The sequence below is a fragment of the Paenibacillus sp. CECT 9249 genome (genome assembly GCF_918697855.1).
Classification (GTDB): Bacteria; Bacillota; Bacilli; order Paenibacillales; family Paenibacillaceae; genus MSJ-34.
In genome coordinates this window covers 70,368-90,410 of record NZ_CAKKLI010000015.1, presented here as the reverse complement: position 1 = coordinate 90,410, position 20,043 = coordinate 70,368, and the positions used below count along the sequence as shown (strand labels likewise).

Genomic DNA, 20,043 nt, shown 5'->3' with positions numbered 1-20,043 from the left:
GTATTGATGATGTCGTATTGTTCTCCCTTCGTACCCGTTTTGATCGGTTGCTGCAGCAAAGCATACGAAAAGAATCTATTACATCATTCGCCACCGTTGATGTAACTGGCTTAATTGCGCATAGAGAAGCGGATACCTCCCTCTGTTTCGAAGACGATCGCGCGGACCTATCCTTCTTAGTTTGGCGCCAACGAAACTGGCAATCCTTATTGGACTTAAAATGAAAACGTTCTCATTATAATGAAAGTACGTATCGTTATTCCTTGGAAATCGGCGGTTTTACCGCCTTTTCCCCCCATTAGCATGTTGTAGTTTCGTTACACCTGGCAACAAGGTAATTTACAGGCTATTAGCGTGTTTACGTTTCGTTAGCCCGCCTGACGGGTCGACAGCCGCTGCGGTATGATGATTCAGCATGATTTTCCGCTTAAACGGGATGCTCCACCGCCATGCTCCCCAAGTTCCGGACACAGGAGACGCTAATTGTGACAAACGGTCTGATTTCCGACTGTTTGCGGACATACGATCCTTTATTCGCGGCAAAAGCGTAAAAATAAGCCCTCCGACGAACGGATAAAGGAACCAATGTCCGCCTAAACAGCGAATAACCGATTTTGACGCAAAATAACGCCCGTACGGTCCGGATAGTAATTTCTCGTTGCCGGCCAATCACAATCACGCATGACAACTTCCTTGAGCTCGAATCCGCAGCCGCAGTTGCTGCGACATAAGAACAAGGCAGGAGGCCCAGGCCCCCTGCCTTGCATCGCTTGCGGGCTATGGCTTGAGCCGCTTCAATAAATGATAGACCGCTTGCGCGGTTTCCGCGCGCGCAACGTCGGCGCCGGGATCGAAGATCCCTTCTCCCTTGCCGAGCATCAAGCCGAGGCCGATCGCCCGGTTCACTTCTTGCCGCGCCCAAGCGGATACTTGCGCTTGATCGCCGTAGCCGGCAAGCGGCTCTTCGTCTCCCGCAACTTTGCCGCGCTTATGCTCGTAAGCTCGAACCAGCAGCGCCGCCATCTGCTCGCGGCTGATGCGCTCGTTCGGCGCGAAACGATCCGACGCGACGCCTTGGATCAGCCCCGCCCGGGAAGCCGCATCTACATCGGCCGCATACCATGCCGACGCATCGACGTCCTGGAAGGATGCGTCCAAGTCTCCCTCCGCGTTCAATTGCAGCGCTCGAACGAGCATGGCGGTGAATTCCGCTCTTGTCGTCCGGCCGCCCGGATGGAACGCGCCTTCACCCGCTCCTTGGACGATACCCTTCGCGGACAATACTTTCAACGCACGGTATGCCCAGTGATCTTCGGCGACATCTTGGAATGCGCCGTCGTATTCCAGCATCGCCAATAGCCCGAGTCGCGAGAGGTCAACGGTTATTCGACGCTGCCCGGCATCGACGTCCCCGCCCATGTACTCCCAACGGTCTAACGCTGTATTGTACATATATACGCCGATCAATTCCTCGTCGATCGCGGCCGGATCGTACGACAATGCAATCCTTACAGGCTGCTCAAGCTCGCCCAGACGGATTTCGTTGCCGTCCCGATCGCGGAACAACAGCTCGATTTCGAAGGCGCGGCTGCCCGCTTTCCATGCCGCGTTTCCTTCGGCGCCCGGCTTCTTAGGCGACGATTCCGCCGCCGCTTGCTCCATCCGGATCACAATCGTTCCGGTCGCCGCCCTTTCATCGCCTAATTGCTTGATCAAGGCTTGCAGCAAATTTGCCGGAACGGTAATCGCGGCTCCCCCGGTCTTCACTTCCAGCGGATATCCTTTCAACAGTTCGCCCGCATTGGACGGGAGCGTCAATTCCGTCTTGCCCGCATCGAGCTCCAAGATTACCTTGCCTTCCCGCACTCGCCGCAAATCGTCCGCGCCGACGTCCGTTGGGACGGCCGGCGGAGCCGGTTGCTCCGGCTTATCGATCCCTTTGTCCGAATGCGCCGGAGGTTGCGTGCTGCCGCCTCCGCAATTCGTACAACCGCCGGATGCCGTCCTTACCGAAACGCCCGGTCCGTCCGCGCTCCAATTGCCGGCGGCATCCCCGGCCTGCACGGTAAAGGTGTAGAGCGTCCCTGCCGACAAGCCCGATATATCGGTGCTGTACACCGTTCCGGTGACGCTGGCGGAGCGGCCGCCGTTCCATGTAATGCGGTACTCCGCAACGCCGGTATTATCTTCTGCCGGAGTCCAGTGCAATGTGACGTCGTTCCGCCCTATATTCGTCGCCCTCATAGCGCTGCCTTCCGGCCAGCTCGGCGGCAACAAATCCCCATGTTCGCCGGGAGCGGGCGTCTTGATCGTAAGGCTCGGTCCGTCCGTGCTCCATCGTCCTTTGCCGTTGCCGGCTTCCACCTTGAACGTGTAGGTCGTATTCGGCGACAATTCGCCGACTCCGTAGACTTGATCCGTGACGGCGGCGATTTCCTTGCCGTCTTGATATAACATATATCCGGTGATTCCTTCTTCGTCTTCCGCTCCCGACCAAGCCAGCGTTACGCCGGTATCTGACAGATCGAGCGCTTCCAGCTTGCCTTCCATCCAGTACGGAACATCCGGATCGCGAACGATCGACGCCTTGAACGCCTTCACCGCATCCTGCAATGCATCGACAGCATCATCCACCCGCGCTTGATCCGCATTCGCGTCGTTCAAGATCGCCTGCGCCGCTCCGATCGCCGTTCGCAGCGCCGCCATTGCAGCCGGCGGATACTGGCCCGGAGCCTCTCCTTCCACAGCCTGCTCCAGCAGCGATTCCGCCTCGCGGACCGCCGACTCCAACACCGATTTATCGGCATCCGGCCGTTCGAGAATGTCGCGATATGGCGGCTGAATTCCCGCGTTCTCCATAATCGCGCGCGCTTCTTGCGGCCATTGGTTATCCGTGATGACCTGATTATTGTCGTACACGAAATGAATATAGTTCGTGCTGACATTATTCCGGAAAGTCGAATCCGTATAATTGTTGCGAATGACGTTATGGAAGCCGCCTTTGTTCAGCAGCAGCCACGTCTTCCTTCCTTGTCCGTTCGCGGCCATGACGTTGTCCGTGAGCGTATAGCCTTGCGTCCACTCGTCGAGATAGAAACCGCCGAACGAATTGCCGGGATTTTCTACGAAATTGCCTTTCATCAAGGAATCCGGCTGCGAACCGAGCGTATAAATGCCGCCGCCGTCATTCATCGTTTTCATGACGTCATGGACATAGTTGTTCAAAATGTAATTCTCTCTGGCGACGCTCGGTTCTTGCCGTCCCCATCCCCAGCCTACGCTGATTCCCGTATACGGAACGTTGCCGACGTCATTATGGCTGATCGTCAAATTTTGCGTAAACCCTGCGTAAATGCCCGCGGACGAAGGATATTCAACGCCCGTATCCGTAATATAGTTGTTGCTGATTCGAATATTTTTAATGATCTTGCGTTCGTCGTCCGGATTGTTATGTTCGGTATTGTAAGGCTTGTTGGAATGGTTGGGGCCGCCGTCAAACTTATAGGAGCCGTCCGCCCAATCCACTTCCCCGATTTGAATGCCGCTGCCCGAAATATCGCTGAACTTGTTGCCGATTACGTCGATATTGCTGCTGCCGGCCATAATGTCCAGTCCGGCTTGGCCCAGCTTCGTAAACGTGTTGCGCTCGAATACGATCGATTCGGCCTTCTTGACGATGACATGCCCCGGATTGACGACTTGCGGACAAATGGCCAATTCCATGCCCTCTTTACAAAGCCTCAACAAATTCGACTGAATATCGGGATAACCTCCGTACCCTCCTTCTTCGGCGCTTAAGCTGGGCAGAAGCGAGCCTGCATAGGAGAACGTAATCCCCTTGAATTGAATGTTGCGGGCCGGCGCATCCAGCGTGCCCTCCACGACGACCAGTTGTTCCAAATCCGCCGCCACGGCCCGAACCCGCGCCATATCCTCGCCTTCGCGCGGAATATAGTACATCTTGCCCGCCGTTCGGTCCAGATACCATTCTCCCGGCTCGTCGAGCAGTTCGTACGCATTCTCGATCCATACCGGATTTTTGGCGGATGTCGATCCTTTATGGCGGTTATATTCCCAGCCCGGTTGCTGCATCGCAATATGCGCCTTGCCGTCCTCCACCCGGATCGATTCCACCAAATTGCGCGGCTGCGTCCAGGACTGCTTATATACGAATTCGATATCCTGCACATTGCCCCAATTCGCGATCTCCGTCATCGTCGTCGTATGTCCGGTATTGTCGTTCGTTGCGTCCGGAAGCCCGCTTTCGCTGCGCGCTCTCACGGCCCGTTCCCCGTTAACGTACAACTGCCGCGTCCGAAGCGCGCCGGCATCGGCTTCGTAGATTTGTTTGTCCGGATCGTGCAGCGTCCAGCCTTCGATCTTCTTCCCGCCGCTGACGACAGGACTGCTATCCGCATACGCCGTATAAACGACGTGAAAGCCATTGCTGCCGGAATCTCTTTCGTCCAAGACGAACGTCCGCTCCAGCGTATGCGTTCCGCCCATAAGGTACACCACGATATCGCCGGTCATATTCCCGTTCATAATGCGTACTTCGTCCCGCGCCCGTTCCAGCGTTCGGAACGGCTGATCCGGACTCGTCCCCGCATGGCCGTCATCCCCTGTCGGCGAGACGTACCATTCCGCCTGAATCGGTCTTTCATATACGGTCATGCTGCTTGAAGCCGAGATTCCGCCCTCGGCCGTCGTCACCGTAATCGTTGCCGTACCGGCATTCACGCCGGTAACCTGTCCGTTCTCATCGACGGAAGCGACGTTCGGATCGCTCGATTGCCATATCACATCCCGAATATTGGCGTTCACGGGCGTAAAGACCGCCTCAAGCTGTTTCGTCGCTCCGATCATGACCGAGGCTTGCGGCTCGGAAACGGCAATCCCCTCCACCGCTACACGCTCGGTAACAGTCACGTTGGACGAAGCCGTGAAAGAACCTTCCTTCGTCGTTGCGGTAATCGCAGCCGTTCCCTGCTGCAATGCGATGACGACGCCGTTCCCGTCCACTGCGGCGACGCCCGGATCGCTCGATTGCCAGGATACTTCCCGCACCGGCGCATTGGCCGGCTCCACGATTGCGGTCAACTCGGCCATTTTGCCTTCGGGCAGCGTCATCGTCTCGGGATTCAGCGTGACGCCGGCGACATGTACGGGCCGCGCCGATATTTCCAAGTCGTCGAAGTAAAAAGTGCCCATGCCGGCCTTATCGATCGTGACAAAAATTTGCGCCACGTCCGCCGCCGCATATTGGAAATATACGCGCGAGCTTTTCTTCACGCCGTTCACGTAGGTGTCGAATTGGTTCGTAAAAGTGTCTATCACGACCTTGAGTTCGACCCATTGATCCGCCTGATACGGAGCGCCCAAGTCGAGCGGATAGCCCAAATTGATGTTGGTTGCGCCGCCGCTTTTGAAATCGATCTGGAATAAAGGATGCCCTTTGCTGTCCTGCAACCCGATCGCTCCGTTCGCATTCGTTTGCGACGCCTTGACTTTCGCTGCGAACGTAACGATGCCGCTTGCCGCAGCAACGTCTTTCACGATTTTCACCGCGTTTTTGTTATCCGTTTTCGCTAATTTGAAGGCTTGCGTCTGCTTGCCTTCCGCATCCGCGGTCTCCGCAACCGTCCCGTTCACGCCGGCCGGATTGGATTGCCAACCGGGAACCGTTTCGCCGGGAGCGTAGGTTTCAAAATCGTCGCGATAGACGATGCCTTCCGGAGCGGCAGGCTTCTCTTCGTAAATCCGAATATCGTCATAATAAAATACGCCTGTCGTCCCGCTGAAGGTGCCCAATACGATCTGTCCAAGATGATCGGTTTGTTCGCGGAACGGCTGTCCCGATTTTTTCAAGAACCCGTTGACAAACAAGTAATAGCGCATATCGGTCGTGTCGAGCACATAGGATATCTCGTACCATTTGCCCGTTTCGTAAGGTTGCACGGCTTCTTGTCTGCCGCCGCCGTGATCGAGGACGATATTTCCGTCCAAATGCATGTTGAGCTCGGCGATCGACTTGCCGTCCTTATCCTTCAATTTCAAGTATCCGGCCGCATTGCGCTGGTCCGCTTTGATCCGAGCGCTTACTTGCAAAAACCCGCTTGCCTCCGCTACCGTTTTCGTAATAAATAGCGAGGAAGGCGTTGTCTTCGTTTTTTGCGTTTTGAGCGCCTTCGTCGGCAAGCCGTCCCATCCGTTCGTTTCTACAACGCTAATTTGGCCGAGATCCTTGTTATACACCCATTCTTCGGGAATATCCCCTGCCTTCTCATTTTCGAAATCGTCCGAACTGCGCAGCGCAAGCTCCCCGATTTTAATCGCGTTCCCGAACGCTTCCGCTATGTTCGTCTTGCTGCCGTCGTCGTTGAACTTGACCGCTCCGACTTTGATCTTGCCTTGGAACCATGCGGCAGATAAAGGAATGTCGAAGGTAATCGTCATGCCCTCTTCCGTCTGCAATTCCGGCATGCTTCCGACCGCTCTCGGACTGCCGAGATAAGCGACCCCGTACTGGTCGGTCCGTGCGGCAAGGCCTTCGTTGCCATATGTAAAGGAAAGATTGGCCAGCGCTTTGCCCCCGTCGATATAAAAACCGATTCGATCCTCATCGCTTACATGCTTCAATTGGCTGATCCGGGCGCTGAATGCCAGCTTCGGACCGGACATCACCTTATCGAGCCCAATCAGCTCCATGTCGGCGGCAGGCGGAATGATATCTTCGTATTCCGGCTGGATTCCCGCTTGTTCCATAATCGCAACCGCTTCCGGCGGCCAATTGCCGTCGGTAACGAGCGTCGGTTCCTCGATCGTATTGTTTTCCCCTACTTCAAATATTTCTTTGGAGTCCGCATAGTTGTTTCGGATTATATTATTATGACCTTTATGAAGATGCAGCCATCTTCTTCCTTCGCCCATCGTTTGGATGACGTTGTCCGTCACCGTGTAATATTGCGTCCACTCGTCGGGATAAATCCCGCCATAGGATTGTCCGGTATTTTTAATATAATTCCCTTTAATCTCGGAATCCGGTTGAATGCCCAACGTGTAAATGGCTCCTCCGTCGACCAAACGCTCCATGACGTCGTGAATATAGTTGCCGACGATCCGGTTATGCTGCGCCACACTTGGCTCCTGTCTGCCCCATCCCCAGCCTACGCTTACGCCGGAATAAGGCACATGCCCGATTTCGTTATGTGCAATCAGCAAATTTTGCGGAAAACCGGCAAACACCCCGACCGAAGATCCGTAATCGACGCCGATATGACCGATGTAATTGTTCGTTACGCGAATATCCTTAATAATGAGGCGTTCGTCGTCGGGATTGTAATGGATCGTGTTATACGGCTTATCGGTTTCGTTAGGGCCGCCCTTGTATTCGTAAGAACCGTCCGCCCAATCCACTTCGCCGATCTGAATCCCGCTCCCCGAAATATCGGTAAACGTATTGCCCGTCACATCGATATTCCGGCTGCCGGCCATAATGTCGAGCCCCGCCTGGCCGAGCTTCGTAAACGTATTGCGTTCAAACGCAATACGTTCGGCATGTTTCACAAGCACATGGCCCTCGTTCACCACTTGTGGGCAGATATACATGTTCATCCCCGGTTCGCAAAGCCTTAGCAAATTGCCTTGGATGTCCGGATAGCCTCCATGTCCGCCTTCCTGTCTGCTCAAGCTCGCTTGCGCCCAACCCGCATAGGCGAACGTAATGCCCTTCCACTCCATGTCGTGGATCGGTTCGTCCGGCGCGCCTTTCAGAATGAGCAATTTCTCCGTTACAGGCGCCACGACTTCGGCGGTGTCCATATTCTCGCCCGATCGGGGAATATAGTATAACGCTTGCTCACCACGGTCCAAATACCATTCGCCCGGCTCGTCCAACAATTCGTAAGCGTTCTCAATCCAAACCGGATTTTGGACGGCCGTCGCCCCCTTCGTGCGGTTATATCCCCATGCCGGCTGCTGCATCGTAATTTGCGCTTTGCCGTTTTCTACTTTCACGGAATCTATCAAATTGCGCGGTTGCGTCCATAATTGGTTATATACAAACTCAATATCTTGCACATTTCTCCAGTTTGCAATTTCCGTCATCGTCGTTGTATGGCCGATAGCGTCGTTCGTAGCGCCCGGCAGTCCGCCTTCGCTGCGCGCCCTGACGGCTCTTTCGCCGTTAACGTATAGCTGTCTTGTAAGCAAGCCTGACGCATCCGCCTTATAAATATTTTGGGCCGGATCGTGCAAACTCCAGCCGCCGATCGTCCGCCCGCCGCTCAATACGGGCTTCTCGCCGGGGTAAGCGGAGTAGACGATGCGATGGCCGTTCTGCCCGGAATCGCGCCGGTCGAACTCGACAGGATGCTCCAAGGTGTAGGTTCCGCCGCGCAAATAGACGGTGATGTCTTCGGTCATTTCGCCATTCATCTCGCGAACGGCATCTCTCGCTTTCTCAATGGAGCGGAACGGCTGCTCGATCGTCCCCGGATTCGCATCGTCCCCTGCGGGGGATACGAACCACTCCGTTTGAACGGCGCGAGGCCGAACCGAAGCCGGTTCGCCCTCCTGCGCTGCCATGACGCCGCCCGGAAGCCAACTGAACAGCATCATGAATACGGTTGCAATATTCAAGCTCTTGACGAATGGATTGCGGAACATAGGCAGAAGCCTCCTTCATGGATTATGATCAGGAATTGGACGACTCTTCGTACTCTTTACCGATCTTCGCCAGTTGTTCGTAAGCCGTTTCCGCGTTGATTTGATTGAAAATTAGCGCTTCCGTCACTTTCCGGTATTCATTCTCGAAATTGCTCCAGCCTTTCGGCGCGGCCACAAACGGTTGTGCGTCCGGAGAAGTTTGCTGAATCAATTCGATCGCCTTTTTGTCCATATCGCTGAACTTCGGATTGAGATGCTCCAACACTTTATTCGATACCGGCACGCCGCGCGATGTGCCCAGCACTTCGGCCGCTTCCGTATCGTTAATGAACCAATCGATAAATTTCTTCGCTTCTTCCACATGCTTGCTGTTCGCGCTGGCGCTCCAGAACATCGACGGCTTCAAGTAAGCCCCGGATTGTTCGGCTCTCGGCGCGGTCACCGCCGCGAATGCGCCCGGCTTCGTTCCTTCGAAGGAGGACAGTTCCGCCGCGAACGCCCGGCGAATCAAGACGTTTTCCGTAAAGGCCAGATCGCCTTTGGCGTCGCCGAATTTATGCGTTACCGTAATTTCCGCCGGCGTCACCACTCCGGCTTGCCGCAGTTCGGCGAATTTGCCGGCAAATTCGACAAAAGTGTCTTTATCGATATTAAATTTGCCGTCCGGCGTGATCGGATCCCCTTTGCCTTTGCTCTGCTGATAGGAAATATAAGATACCCAGTCGATCGTCGAATCGAGCAGCGCGTATTTGCCTTTCTCCAATTTCGCTTGGGCTACGGTGCCGTATTTGAAATAATCGTCCCAGGTCCAGCCGTATTGCGGCAGGTCGATGCCCAATTTTTCGGTAAAATCGCGGTTGTAAGCCATCCCGTAAGCGTTGTTGCCGAGAGGCATCGCATACAATTTGCCGTCTACTTTACCGGTATCCAGCAAGGAAGCATCCACATCGTCGGTATGAATGCCGGTTAAATCGGCCAATAAACTCCGCTTCGCGTAATCGGATAGAAACGCCGCGTCCATCTGAATAATGTCGGGCGCGTTCTTGGAAGCCGATTGCACCGCAAGCTTGTCGAAATATCCGTCCCATCCGGAATATTCGGGATCGAACGTGACATGCGGGAATTTCGACGTATACAGCTCAAGCGCCTTCAGCGTTGCGTCGTGGCGTTCCTGCGAGCCCCACCAAACGATGCGCAGCTTTACATTCTCCGGCGCTTTGTCGCCGCCGTTCGTTTCATTCGTGTTAGCCGGCGCTTCCGGCTTCTGTTCCGCTCCTTGCTGGTTCGCGCCGCCGCCTCCGCACGCCGCCGTCAAAAGAAAAAGACAACAAATCAATACGATCGCCGACCATTTTGCAGATTTTCTTTTCATGTATGAAACCCCTTTCATTTTGTTTTACAATCCCGATTCTAGCATGGAGGTTTTTCAATTAATACATAGTGATTTAACGAAAATCTTCAATATTTTACAATTTGTTTCATGCGGCGATTTCCCGTATTTCCGGCCGATTCTCGCAGGCTAGCGGATCGTGAGAGACTGTAGGCGAATTGCGCGTACGAACTGTACGTGCGAAATTTCTAACGGAAGTAGAAGACCTTATTGCGGAAAAAAGCAGGCTTTTCAGATTCTAACGGATGTCAGCGCTCTTAATTGTCGTTTTCATAGCGAGAAATGAACGAAAGACCGCAAATAAGGTCCCGCAGTTCCGTTACATTTTGAAAAGGCGCGATTTTGTCCAAATACCGTCCCTGAGTTCCGTTAGCCGCATTAGCGTTGGCCGGCCGTCCAAGCAAGATAAGATACAAACCATGCGCAACGCGGACAGTGGATCCCTTATTTGGCAATGATGCGCCCTTTACCGCAAGTTGAAGGACAGTGGATCCGTTATCTGTGACAAAACAACCATTTTAGGCCCGTTTCGGGGCAAGTAGGGGAACGTGTGTCCGTCAATCACCGCAAAATCGCTCATTGAGCCAATGTAACGGAACCTGAGTCCGCCTAGCCACATGAAGACACAGCTTTTGGCATGAACCATGCGCAACGCGGACTGAGGATCTGTTATCTGTGACCAATCGACTTGCCGGCACTTGCTTTGCATTCGCTATTCAAACAAAATGGTCTTTGCAACGCTGGTTCCGGTTAGCCGCGAAGCCGCCCCCCATAACCCATCATCGATCGCATTGCGCCGTGACGCTGCGCATCAATCGCAAACGACGCTCCCGGCGCGCTTCCTCCGCTATAGCCCTTTGGGAGTGACCCCTGTATATTTTTTAAATAACGTACTGAAATACGTGACATTCTTGTAGCCTACCAATTCGGCAATCTCGTAGATATAATACTTGCCTTCCATCAGCAAATCTTTCGCTTTTTCAATCCGCACGCGCGTCACATATTGGTTGAACGTCTCGCCCGTTACTTTACGGAAAATGGAGCGCAAATAATTGGTCGAAATATGAAGCTGCTCCGCCAATTCTTCGACCGTAATGTCCTCCCCGTAATGCTCGTGGACATAGCGCAGCATAAATTCCGCCGCTTGCTTGTGGCGAATGCTTTCCCCCGCTTGGCGCTCGCCGCCGCAGATCTCGCCGCCGCCCGGATCGTCCGCGCCGGAAATATCGCTCCGCGCGTCATCCCGGCTCCATGCCGCATTGGCGGCCATCGGTTCCAGCATCCGCATCTTCCGCTTCAGTTCCTCCACTTCGCGCTTGCTCCGCGCTTCATCCTCCAACTGGCCGATCACGTTCGCCAATACTTGGCGGATCGACTCCGCGCTCAGCGGCTTCGACAAGTAATCGCTGACGTCCAGCCGCAACGCTTTGCGCGCATGCTCGAAGTCGGAGTAGCCGCTTAGAATGACGACCTTGCCTGTAAAGTCGTCCGCCCGCAAGCGCTCGATCATCGTCAGCCCGTCCATCACGGGCATATAAATATCGGTAATGATAATATCCGGCCGCACGGAAGATACGAGCTCAATGCCTTCTTCGCCGTTCAGCGCTTCCCCGGCCCATACGGCGTCCAGCTCCTCCCAAGGAATGACTTCCCTCATTCCCTCCAAAACATTCAAATCGTCGTCAATGATCACGATATTTCTCATGAACAATCACTCCATTTTTCGTTTGGATTTGCGGAAAGCGGATGATGACTTCCGTTCCTCCGTCTTCCTTCGCAGCGAGCGTAAGCTGGTATTCGCCGCCGAAATAGGCTTCCAGACGTTCCCTCACGTTGCGGATCCCGTAACCGCCCGTCCGCCGATCTTCCTTCCGGTCCCAGCCTTCCGCAAGGCCGATGCCCGTATCGGAGACGGTCATCCGCACAAACCGTTCCTCGCACTCGACCTTCAGATAAACGGTTCCGGTTTGGAGGCCGGGAAATCCGTGCATGACCGCATTTTCCACGAAAGGCTGCAGCGTCAATTTGGGAACGTATAAATCCATCAGTTCCTCGGACGAATCGACCTGGAACGCGACGCGCCCGCGCAACCGAATATGTTGAATTTGCATATAGCAGCGAACGTATTCCATTTCTTCCCGAATCGTAATCAGGCTTTCCCCGTTGGAAAGGCCGATTCGGAACATGCGACCTGTCCATTCCAGCACTTTGCTGATCTCGTCCTGCTTCGCCTTAATCGCCATCCAATTGATCTGATCCAGCGTATTGTAGAGGAAATGGGGATTAATCATCGCTTGAAGCGCCTGGATCTCCGCTTCCTTCTGGCGGCGATAGCGCTGCTCGAGCGCACGGTACAAGCTCTCGATCCGTTCGGTCAGCTTCACGTAGCCTCGAAACAGGTAGCCGAATTCGTTATAGTAATCGAATGTTTTCTTATTGCCCCGGTTGCCGATATTGAACTGCGCCATGGCGCGCATCAGTTCCCTCATCGGCCGGTTAATTTGCAAGGAGACGAACCAGGCGACCAGCAAAGCGCACAGGACGGCCCCGGCTCCAAGCGACAGCAGCAGTCCCGCCAATTTCTCGCTTCCTTGGACGACCTCCGCCCAAGGCGTCAACTGTACGAGCACCCAATTCGTATCGAACAGCCTCGACCAGACGAGCAGCAGCCCTTTCTCCTTCAACCGCAAATGTCCCGATGAATCGTGCAACGATTTCATATCGATGCTGTCGATGTCGTCCTTGACGACGGAACCGATTCCGGTCATTTTCTTGCCTCCGGCGTCCAATATAATCCGGTTGCCGTTCCCGCTTCCCGTTATGGTCGATTTAAAAGCGTTTACATTAACGTGAATGACAAGCAGTCCAATATATTTGCTATGATTGGAGTATACGTTTCTGGCAAAGCTGATGACGTCTTTATTCCCTTGTCGCGTCGCGATCGTGTGCTCTTGCACCCATGTCGAATCCGTATTTTTGACCGCGTCGTACCACGGCTGGTTATGCAGCTCTTCCGTACTGAAAAATCGGACCGTCTTGTTGTCGGAATTATGTATCGGCTCCGTCATATAGACGTCGATGAATTCGATGCTCGTCAAGCTGTAGGCAATATTCGAAAGCAAGCTGTCCACGTCCGACTGCTTGCGGAATTTCGCGTAACCTTCCTCTTCCATGACCAAATATTCCTGCAGTTCGCTATTCAGCGCAATCCCCAGGCTAATCTGTTCGATCGTGCTCTTTTGCATAATTAATTGCTTGTTCATCTCGATCAGCAATTCGCGCTGATAATCGGAAGTTTGTTTCACCGATTCCGCAGAGGATGCGGTATAGCTGACGGAAGCCACGATCGCGAGCAGCACGATGACAAAGACGGAAATGCTGGCAAAAATCATATAGTCGATGCGGAATTTTTTAAAAGGATTGCCGACGTTCATGAACCTCCCCCTCTTTCATGCCAAGAACCGGAGAAGCGGGTACGGACATCATATCACATCATAAAGGGAGGATGGAACTCTGTCTTTCGCCGTCCTCCCTATAAAATTGCGACATCCTCGGACCGGGAAACGCCGCTATCCTTTCAGGCCGCCGGCCGCGATTCCTTCGACAAAATGGCGCTGGGCCAGGAAAAAAATAATGACGGAAGGCACGATCGAAACGAGCGACATCGCCATCAGCTGCCCCCACGGCACGGACGCCTGCGTATCGACGAACAGCCTTAACGCCAGCCCGACCGTATATTTCTCGACCGAGTTGATATAGATCAAATGGCCGAAAAAGTCGTCCCAATTCCACAGGAAGCAATAGATGAAGACCGTCACCAAGGCCGGCTTGGTCAGCGGCAGCACGATGCGCCAGTAAATGCCGAACCAGTTGCACCCGTCGATCGTCGCCGCTTCGTCCAACTCTTTCGGGATGCCGCGAATGAACTGGATGAGCAAAAAGACGAAGAACGAACCGCCGATGCCGCCGGCAAGCGCATGCGGAACGATAAAAGGAAAATACGTATCGATCCAGCCAAGCTTGTTGAACAGCACATATTGCGGAATCAGCGTCACTTGGTTCGGCAGCATCAAAGTCACCAGAAGAATCGAGAACAACAATCCTTTCAGCGGAAACGACAACCGGGCAAACCCGAACGCCACCAGGCTGCAGGAAATGACGCTCGTAAACAGCACGCCGGCAATAAGCAGAAACGTGTTCAAATAAAAATGAGTGAACGAATAATTCGGCAGCGCCGTCCATCCGTCCGAGAAATTGCTCCATATCGGCGTACTCGGAAACAAATTCGGCAAACTCATCTCTTCGTTGCTCTTCAGGGATGCGCCGATCCACCATATGACCGGATAAATCATGACCACGCTGAACAAAATGAGCGCAATGTGCACTCCAATACGGTTTTGTTTGACAGATAAGCTAAGTTTCATTTGCGGCGGCCCTCCGTTTCGGTTTCATAGAACACCCAATACTTGGAAGATATAAAAATGATAGCGGTTGCGGCTCCGATAATAAGCAAGAAGATCCAAGCGAGAGCGGACGCATACCCCATCTGAAAACGCGAGAATGCCCGTTCATACAAGTACATCGCAAAGACGAACGTAGAATTGACCGGCCCTCCCTGCGTAATAACGAAGGCTTGCGTAAACATTTGGAACGACCCGATTGTCTGCAGCACCAAATTAAACAGGATAACCGGAGAAAGCATCGGAAACGTGATTTTAAAAAATTGACGCCATTTGCCCGCGCCGTCGACGGAAGAAGCTTCATATAAATCCGGAGAAATTTGCTTCAGTCCTGCCAGGAAAATGACCATGGAAGAGCCGAACTGCCATATCATTAGCAAAATTAACGTGCCAAGCGCCGTGTCCGGATTGCTGATCCAACTCTTCCCCTGGAATCCGAAGAAAGCCAGGAACGTGTTAATGAAGCCGTCCACACCGAATATGTTTTTCCACAGAATCGCCACCGCGATGCTCGTACCGATGAGCGAAGGAATGTAGATCAAAGTCCGGTATATCGACATGCCCCGTACCTTTTTGTTTAGCAGCATGGCCACCAACAGCGCGGTGATCAGCTTCAGCGGCACGGATACGGCAACGAATAACAGCGTTACGGTAAGCGATTTCACAAACATGGCGTCGTCGGTGAAAATTTTGTGATAGTTGGCCGTCCCGATCCACTTGGCCGCGTCGAGCAGCGAATAATTGGTAAACGAATAGTAGAACGATTGGAGAATCGGCCACATGGTCAGCCCGATCAATCCGATCAGCCAAGGTGAAATAAACAGATAGCCGGTCAAGGCCGTTTTAACGCTTTTGCTCAATTCCATCACCTCAAAAAGTTCATATTTTGCCGGAACGAAAAGCTTTAGACAATGCGGAATATTTGATTTTAGTATAGGAGATCGGGGGGAACGGTGGAATAAAGAGGATTATGATTTCTTTCACTTTTTAACAACGGACGGTTTCCGTACGTCAAAAAAACCGGCTTCCCCTCTACACATGCTGAGGAGAATACCGGTCTTCCGGCCGGGCGCTAGGCGCCGGCGCTATATTTGCGTTTCAATCTCTTCATATTTAATAAAGAAGACAATAAGACGACGAGGATCAGAAGCACATAAATTTTCCAACCCATCGAAAGCAGTTGCGGCGAGTTGTCCTGCCCGATTTCCTTCGGAATGTCGGTATTGAACACATAAGGCCAGAAATACTCCGCAAACTGTTCGTCGCTGATCTCCGATCCGTTCGTTCCGTCGGTTAGAAACTGTTTGGCGTAATCGCGCACGCCCGGATCGATCTTATCGAATCTGGCCGTCATTTCAAGAGAAGTGCCCGCCGCTTTCTGCCCTCCTTCGGAAGAAGCCACGATTTGCTCCACCCGATTGAAATCGCGCTGCAACGCCTTGACGATCAACCCTTTGCCTTCATGGGGAAATACGTAAAGTCTCGCCAAACCTCCGATTTCTCCCTCGTCTTTTTTCACCAGCACATATTCCGCGAACGGAGGAGTCATTCTGTCAAATTCCGCCCTTACAAACGCCCCGGTACCCGCCGCCGGGATATCCAATCCGGCAAGATCGACCGGACCTTCGGCAAGCTTTTTGTCCTTATTCAGCCCTGCCCAAAAAATGCCGCCCAGCGCCAACGTCAATATGACGATGAGCACGATCAGCCTGGTGACGATCGTTTTTCGTTCTTTCACATACGCTTCGTTCATTTCTCTCTCTGTTCCTCTCTCTATTTGTTTTGACAATGATTCCCTCCTTATAGTATCGGTTGAAAGTTAGATTTTTTTAAATGAATCTGCCGTTTGATATTTCGTCTATATGGTCGGCCAACCACGCCATTTCTTCCCTGAACCGGGCGGGAGGAGCGCTGGAGGAATCCATTTCGGAATGGATCCACCATTCGCATTCCATCCAATACAGCATGAGCAGCGATCTGGGCAACGCTTCCTGTTCGAATGGATACTCTTCCCTGTATCCTTCGAGAAAGGCGTTCGCCAACGAAGTGTCGAATCGGCCTTGCGCAAAACAGCAGGACATGAGCGCTCTCGCAACGTCCGCTTCGGGATAATCGTACCGCAGACGGTCAAAATCGAGAATTGCCGACAGGCGGTCCGCGGAGAAAAGGAGATTATCCGTCCATAAATCCCGGTGCGCCCATCCTGCCCGGGACTGCAGCATAAGCGGCAAATTGATCTTCGCCGCAGCCGCTCTATGCCTTTCAAGAACGGGAAGCAGTTCTGTCTTGTACTTGCTGCGCAATTCGCGTTCGACCCGGTCCCAATGTTTCATGCGTTCCGCCTGGGAAGGGGGGATGAACTGCGGTTCCGGCTCTTCCGGCATCGCCATCGATCCGTCATTGAGAAAACGATGCATTCTGCCCGTCCATTTTCCTAGATGATATAAATGCCGGCCTATGAGAAATCCCGGTTTTACGATGTTCCCATGGCAAAATGTCATGACGCTGAATCTTTCTCCCTCGGAGGAAACATGCAGTACATCATTTTGAGACATTACGAGATACGGGCAGGGGATGCCTCGGTCGTGCAATCGATTTTGCGTGAAAAGAGCGGCGTGCAAGGCGGGGAAATGATCTTCGCGGTATCTCGCACGGCTGTATTGCTTTAATACATAGTCGCCCCTGTCCGTTCGTATTTTCCACTTGCGATTTAAATAGCCGAAACGAATCGGAACCGCATGGATAATGGTCATGCCGAGCCGGTCGGCAACCGTATTCTGCAGTTCCCTAAATAAATGTTGCTCATGGTCGAGTATTGGATCGGACATGGCGAGTCCTCCGTTCGATCGGCTGCAAGCCGGTAATATATCGATAGCCAAGCTTCATGCGAATGGATCGTTTTATAATGCGTGTTCAAAAAAATCAACTTTTCGGCACCGAGAAGGTTGCGAGAACCCTTGGGCCATGCTTCCGAAGCGAGTTTTGCTGCGCAAAACTTTCAGGAGGAGCGGAGTGTAGGCTGTACCTCCATGAGCGCCTGCAATGTTTCCAGAGGAAACATCCTTCGTAAGCCCTACGTTCTTCGAGGGTGAACGCAAGATTCGATGTCGATTCCACTCCCAGCCGTGCTTCGTGATCAAAAGGGGGCTTTTTGAACAACCTCTTATAAAGGATCGACCTGTACAGCCGCTTGCTTGCCGCTGAGCTGGATGCCGGTTTTTTGGCGCCCGGCCCCGCCTATATCCTTGAGCATCTCTTCGAGCAGTCCCTTCGCTTTGGCGCCTTCTTTACCCTGGACACGTACGACAAACATGACGGAATCGCCGGATTTCAATATACGCTCCGCTTGCTGTTTCTTGGTCTCGTAATCGTGGTCCTCGATCTGCGGGGTGAGCCGGATTTCCTTCACCTTCGGTTCCCGCTCCTTCTTGCGGGCCTGCTGTTTCTCTTGCTTGGCCGCTCCCGCTCCGATCAGCTTGCAAGGCGGCGGGCTGCTCATCAGCGAGGTGCATACCAAATCGACCTTCAACTCTCTAGCCATGGCCAGCGCTTCGGAGGTCGGGACGATGCCCAAATCTTCACCGTTCAAGCCGGTCAGCTGCACTTCGGACGCTTTAATTTTTTCATTCATGATCATTGTGGACTCACCTGACCTTTCGCTATAATGAATCCATATTACCGTCAAAAAGGAGTTTTCGCTAGTGAGTTCCAAAGAGATCGAAGAACAAATTATCCGCAACTATCAACGCGACGAACAGATGATGATTCTCGTATTCGCGCAGTGGTGCGTCAATCATCATCTCGACCCGGCCGAATTGTACCGGCGCGCCTATCCGCAGCAAAACGCCAATCACGCCTTGCAGCAGGCGATCGAACTAACCGTGCCGAAGGAAGAAGCCGGCGACATCCCGGATCACACCTTGCTCGGCGTCCTGTCGCTATTCGGCAACGAGGAGATCGCCTTTGTCGTCACGGAGGAGATCGCTTTGCGGGATAAAGCGAAGAAGTGAGCGAGAGGCCGGTTGCTGCCGCTTGTGAAATAGATAGTAGGCAGCATTGAGATGGGCGTTTCGGCGTTTGCGCGACCGGATGAGACGGGGCGTATGTATGTTTTGCGTGATGCGACCGGATGTGACGGGGCGTCTGCGTTTTGCGCGACCAGAAGAGGCGGGGCGTATCTGCGTTTTGCACAACCAGCGCGGCTATTGCGATGCTACTATGGCCACTATGGCTATTGCTAGTGCGGCTATTGCGATCATTGCCACTGTGGCGATTAGTGCGGCTTTGCTACTACGGGGCGACTATGGCGATTAGTGCGGCTTTGCTTCTTAGCGGCTATGGCTATTGCGGCCATTGGACTATGGCTATTGCTAGTGCGGCTTTGCTTCTATAGCGACTATTGCTATTGTGGCTATTGGATTTTATCCAATGGTTTTGGCTTGAACGGCTCTAATCCAGGCTTGCATTGGATTTCATCCAACAGAATCCGGCAAAAACGTACGTATTCTAAAAAAATCGGCGATTTGATTGGATGTTTTCCAATGGAACGATCATATTTGCAGAAAAACGGGCGATTCTATTGGACATTTTCCAATGCGGCGGCCGTTATGTGGCTATTGCGGCTATTGCTACTATGGCGCCTATTGAGGGCCATTGGATTTTATCCAATGGTTTTTGGCTTGAACGGCTCTAATCCAGGCTTGCATTGGATTTCATCCAACAGAATCCGGCAAAATCGTCCGTATTCCAAAAAAATCGGCGATTTGATTGGATGTTTTCCAATGGAACGATCATATTTGCAGAAAAACGGACGATTCTATTGGACGTTTTCCAATGCGGCGGCCGTTATGTGGCTATTGCCATTGCGCCTATTGCGGGCCATTGGATTTTATCCAATGGTTTTGGCTTGAACAGCTCTAATCCAGGGTTGCATTGGACTTCATCCAACAGAATCCAGCAAAAATGCCCCAATTCTAAAAAAATCGGCGATTTGATTGGATGTTTTCCAATGGAACGATCATATTTGAAGAAAAACGGGCGATTCTATTGGACGTTTTCCAATGCGGTAGCCGTTATGTGGCTATTGCCATTGCGCCTATTGCGACCATTGGATTTTATCCAATGGTTTTTGGCTTGAACATCACTTTGCCGGGGTTGCATTGGACTTCATCCAACAGAATCCAGCAAAAATGCCCCAATTCTAAAAAAATCGGCGATTTGATTGGATGTTTTCCAATGGAACGGTCATATTTGCGAAAAAACGGACGATTCTATTGGACATTTTCCAATGGGCGGCGTGTGGTAGTGCATGGTGCGCGATATTACGGCTGTTGCGAAATAGTATGTTGGGCTTGCGGCGATACGGCGACGGTTGCGAAATAGTATGTTGGGCTTGTGGCGATACGGCGACGGTTGCGAAATAGTGTGATGGACCTGCGGCGATACGGCGACGGTTGTGAAATAGTGTGATGGACCTGCGGCGATATGGCAACGATTGTGAAATAGTGTGCTGGACCTGTGGCGATA

12 protein-coding genes are annotated in these 20,043 nt (G+C 52.9%); 3 read left to right on the top strand and 9 right to left on the bottom strand.

Features of this window, described 5'->3' with window-relative positions; all coding sequences use genetic code 11:
- Positions 1-777: 777 nt before the first annotated feature.
- The 9 genes from LQ229_RS13360 to infC all read right to left on the bottom strand — a co-directional run bounded on the left by LQ229_RS13360 (position 778) and on the right by infC (position 18,154).
- Positions 778-8,667, bottom strand: coding sequence for an Ig-like domain-containing protein (locus tag LQ229_RS13360; RefSeq protein ID WP_230191988.1), 7,890 nt, complete (start codon positions 8,665-8,667; stop codon positions 778-780).
- A gap of 28 nt (positions 8,668-8,695) precedes the next feature.
- Complete coding sequence (locus LQ229_RS13355; RefSeq protein ID WP_230191987.1) at positions 8,696-10,039, bottom strand: ABC transporter substrate-binding protein; 1,344 nt, start codon at positions 10,037-10,039, stop codon at positions 8,696-8,698.
- 865 nt (positions 10,040-10,904) lie between these two features.
- Positions 10,905-11,762, bottom strand: coding sequence for a response regulator (locus LQ229_RS13350; protein WP_230191986.1), 858 nt, complete (start codon positions 11,760-11,762; stop codon positions 10,905-10,907).
- Positions 11,740-13,491, bottom strand: coding sequence for a sensor histidine kinase (locus LQ229_RS13345; RefSeq protein ID WP_216540713.1), 1,752 nt, complete (start codon positions 13,489-13,491; stop codon positions 11,740-11,742). Before LQ229_RS13345 ends, LQ229_RS13350 begins: the two co-directional genes overlap by 23 nt.
- Before the next feature lie 135 nt (positions 13,492-13,626).
- Entirely contained in the window at positions 13,627-14,481 is an 855-nt protein-coding gene (locus LQ229_RS13340; protein WP_216540712.1) for a carbohydrate ABC transporter permease, read from the bottom strand.
- Positions 14,478-15,377 (bottom strand): sugar ABC transporter permease, encoded by a 900-nt coding sequence (locus LQ229_RS13335; RefSeq protein ID WP_230191985.1) that lies wholly within the window; start codon positions 15,375-15,377, stop codon positions 14,478-14,480. Before LQ229_RS13335 ends, LQ229_RS13340 begins: the two co-directional genes overlap by 4 nt.
- 212 nt (positions 15,378-15,589) lie before the next feature.
- Positions 15,590-16,306, bottom strand: coding sequence for a hypothetical protein (locus LQ229_RS13330; protein ID WP_216540710.1), 717 nt, complete (start codon positions 16,304-16,306; stop codon positions 15,590-15,592).
- Between the two features lie 40 nt (positions 16,307-16,346).
- Positions 16,347-17,345 (bottom strand): phosphotransferase, encoded by a 999-nt coding sequence (locus LQ229_RS13325; protein ID WP_230191984.1) that lies wholly within the window; start codon positions 17,343-17,345, stop codon positions 16,347-16,349.
- Positions 17,346-17,680: 335 nt separating this feature from the next.
- A complete protein-coding gene (infC, locus tag LQ229_RS13320) occupies positions 17,681-18,154 on the bottom strand; it encodes a translation initiation factor IF-3 (protein ID WP_216540708.1) in 474 nt (157 codons plus the stop codon).
- Positions 18,155-18,218: 64 nt separating this feature from the next.
- Here infC and LQ229_RS13315 point away from each other — a divergent pair, with 64 nt between their 5' ends.
- From LQ229_RS13315 to LQ229_RS13305, 3 genes are all read left to right on the top strand, one after another.
- Positions 18,219-18,527, top strand: a complete 309-nt coding sequence (locus LQ229_RS13315) for a hypothetical protein (RefSeq protein ID WP_216540707.1) — start codon at positions 18,219-18,221, stop codon at positions 18,525-18,527.
- 521 nt (positions 18,528-19,048) lie between these two features.
- A complete protein-coding gene (locus LQ229_RS13310; protein ID WP_230191983.1) occupies positions 19,049-19,210 on the top strand; it encodes a hypothetical protein in 162 nt (53 codons plus the stop codon).
- A gap of 78 nt (positions 19,211-19,288) precedes the next feature.
- Positions 19,289-19,654 carry a hypothetical protein gene (locus LQ229_RS13305; RefSeq protein WP_230191982.1) on the top strand — a complete coding sequence of 122 codons (366 nt, stop codon included), beginning with the start codon at positions 19,289-19,291 and terminating at the stop codon, positions 19,652-19,654.
- Positions 19,655-20,043 lie beyond the last annotated feature (389 nt).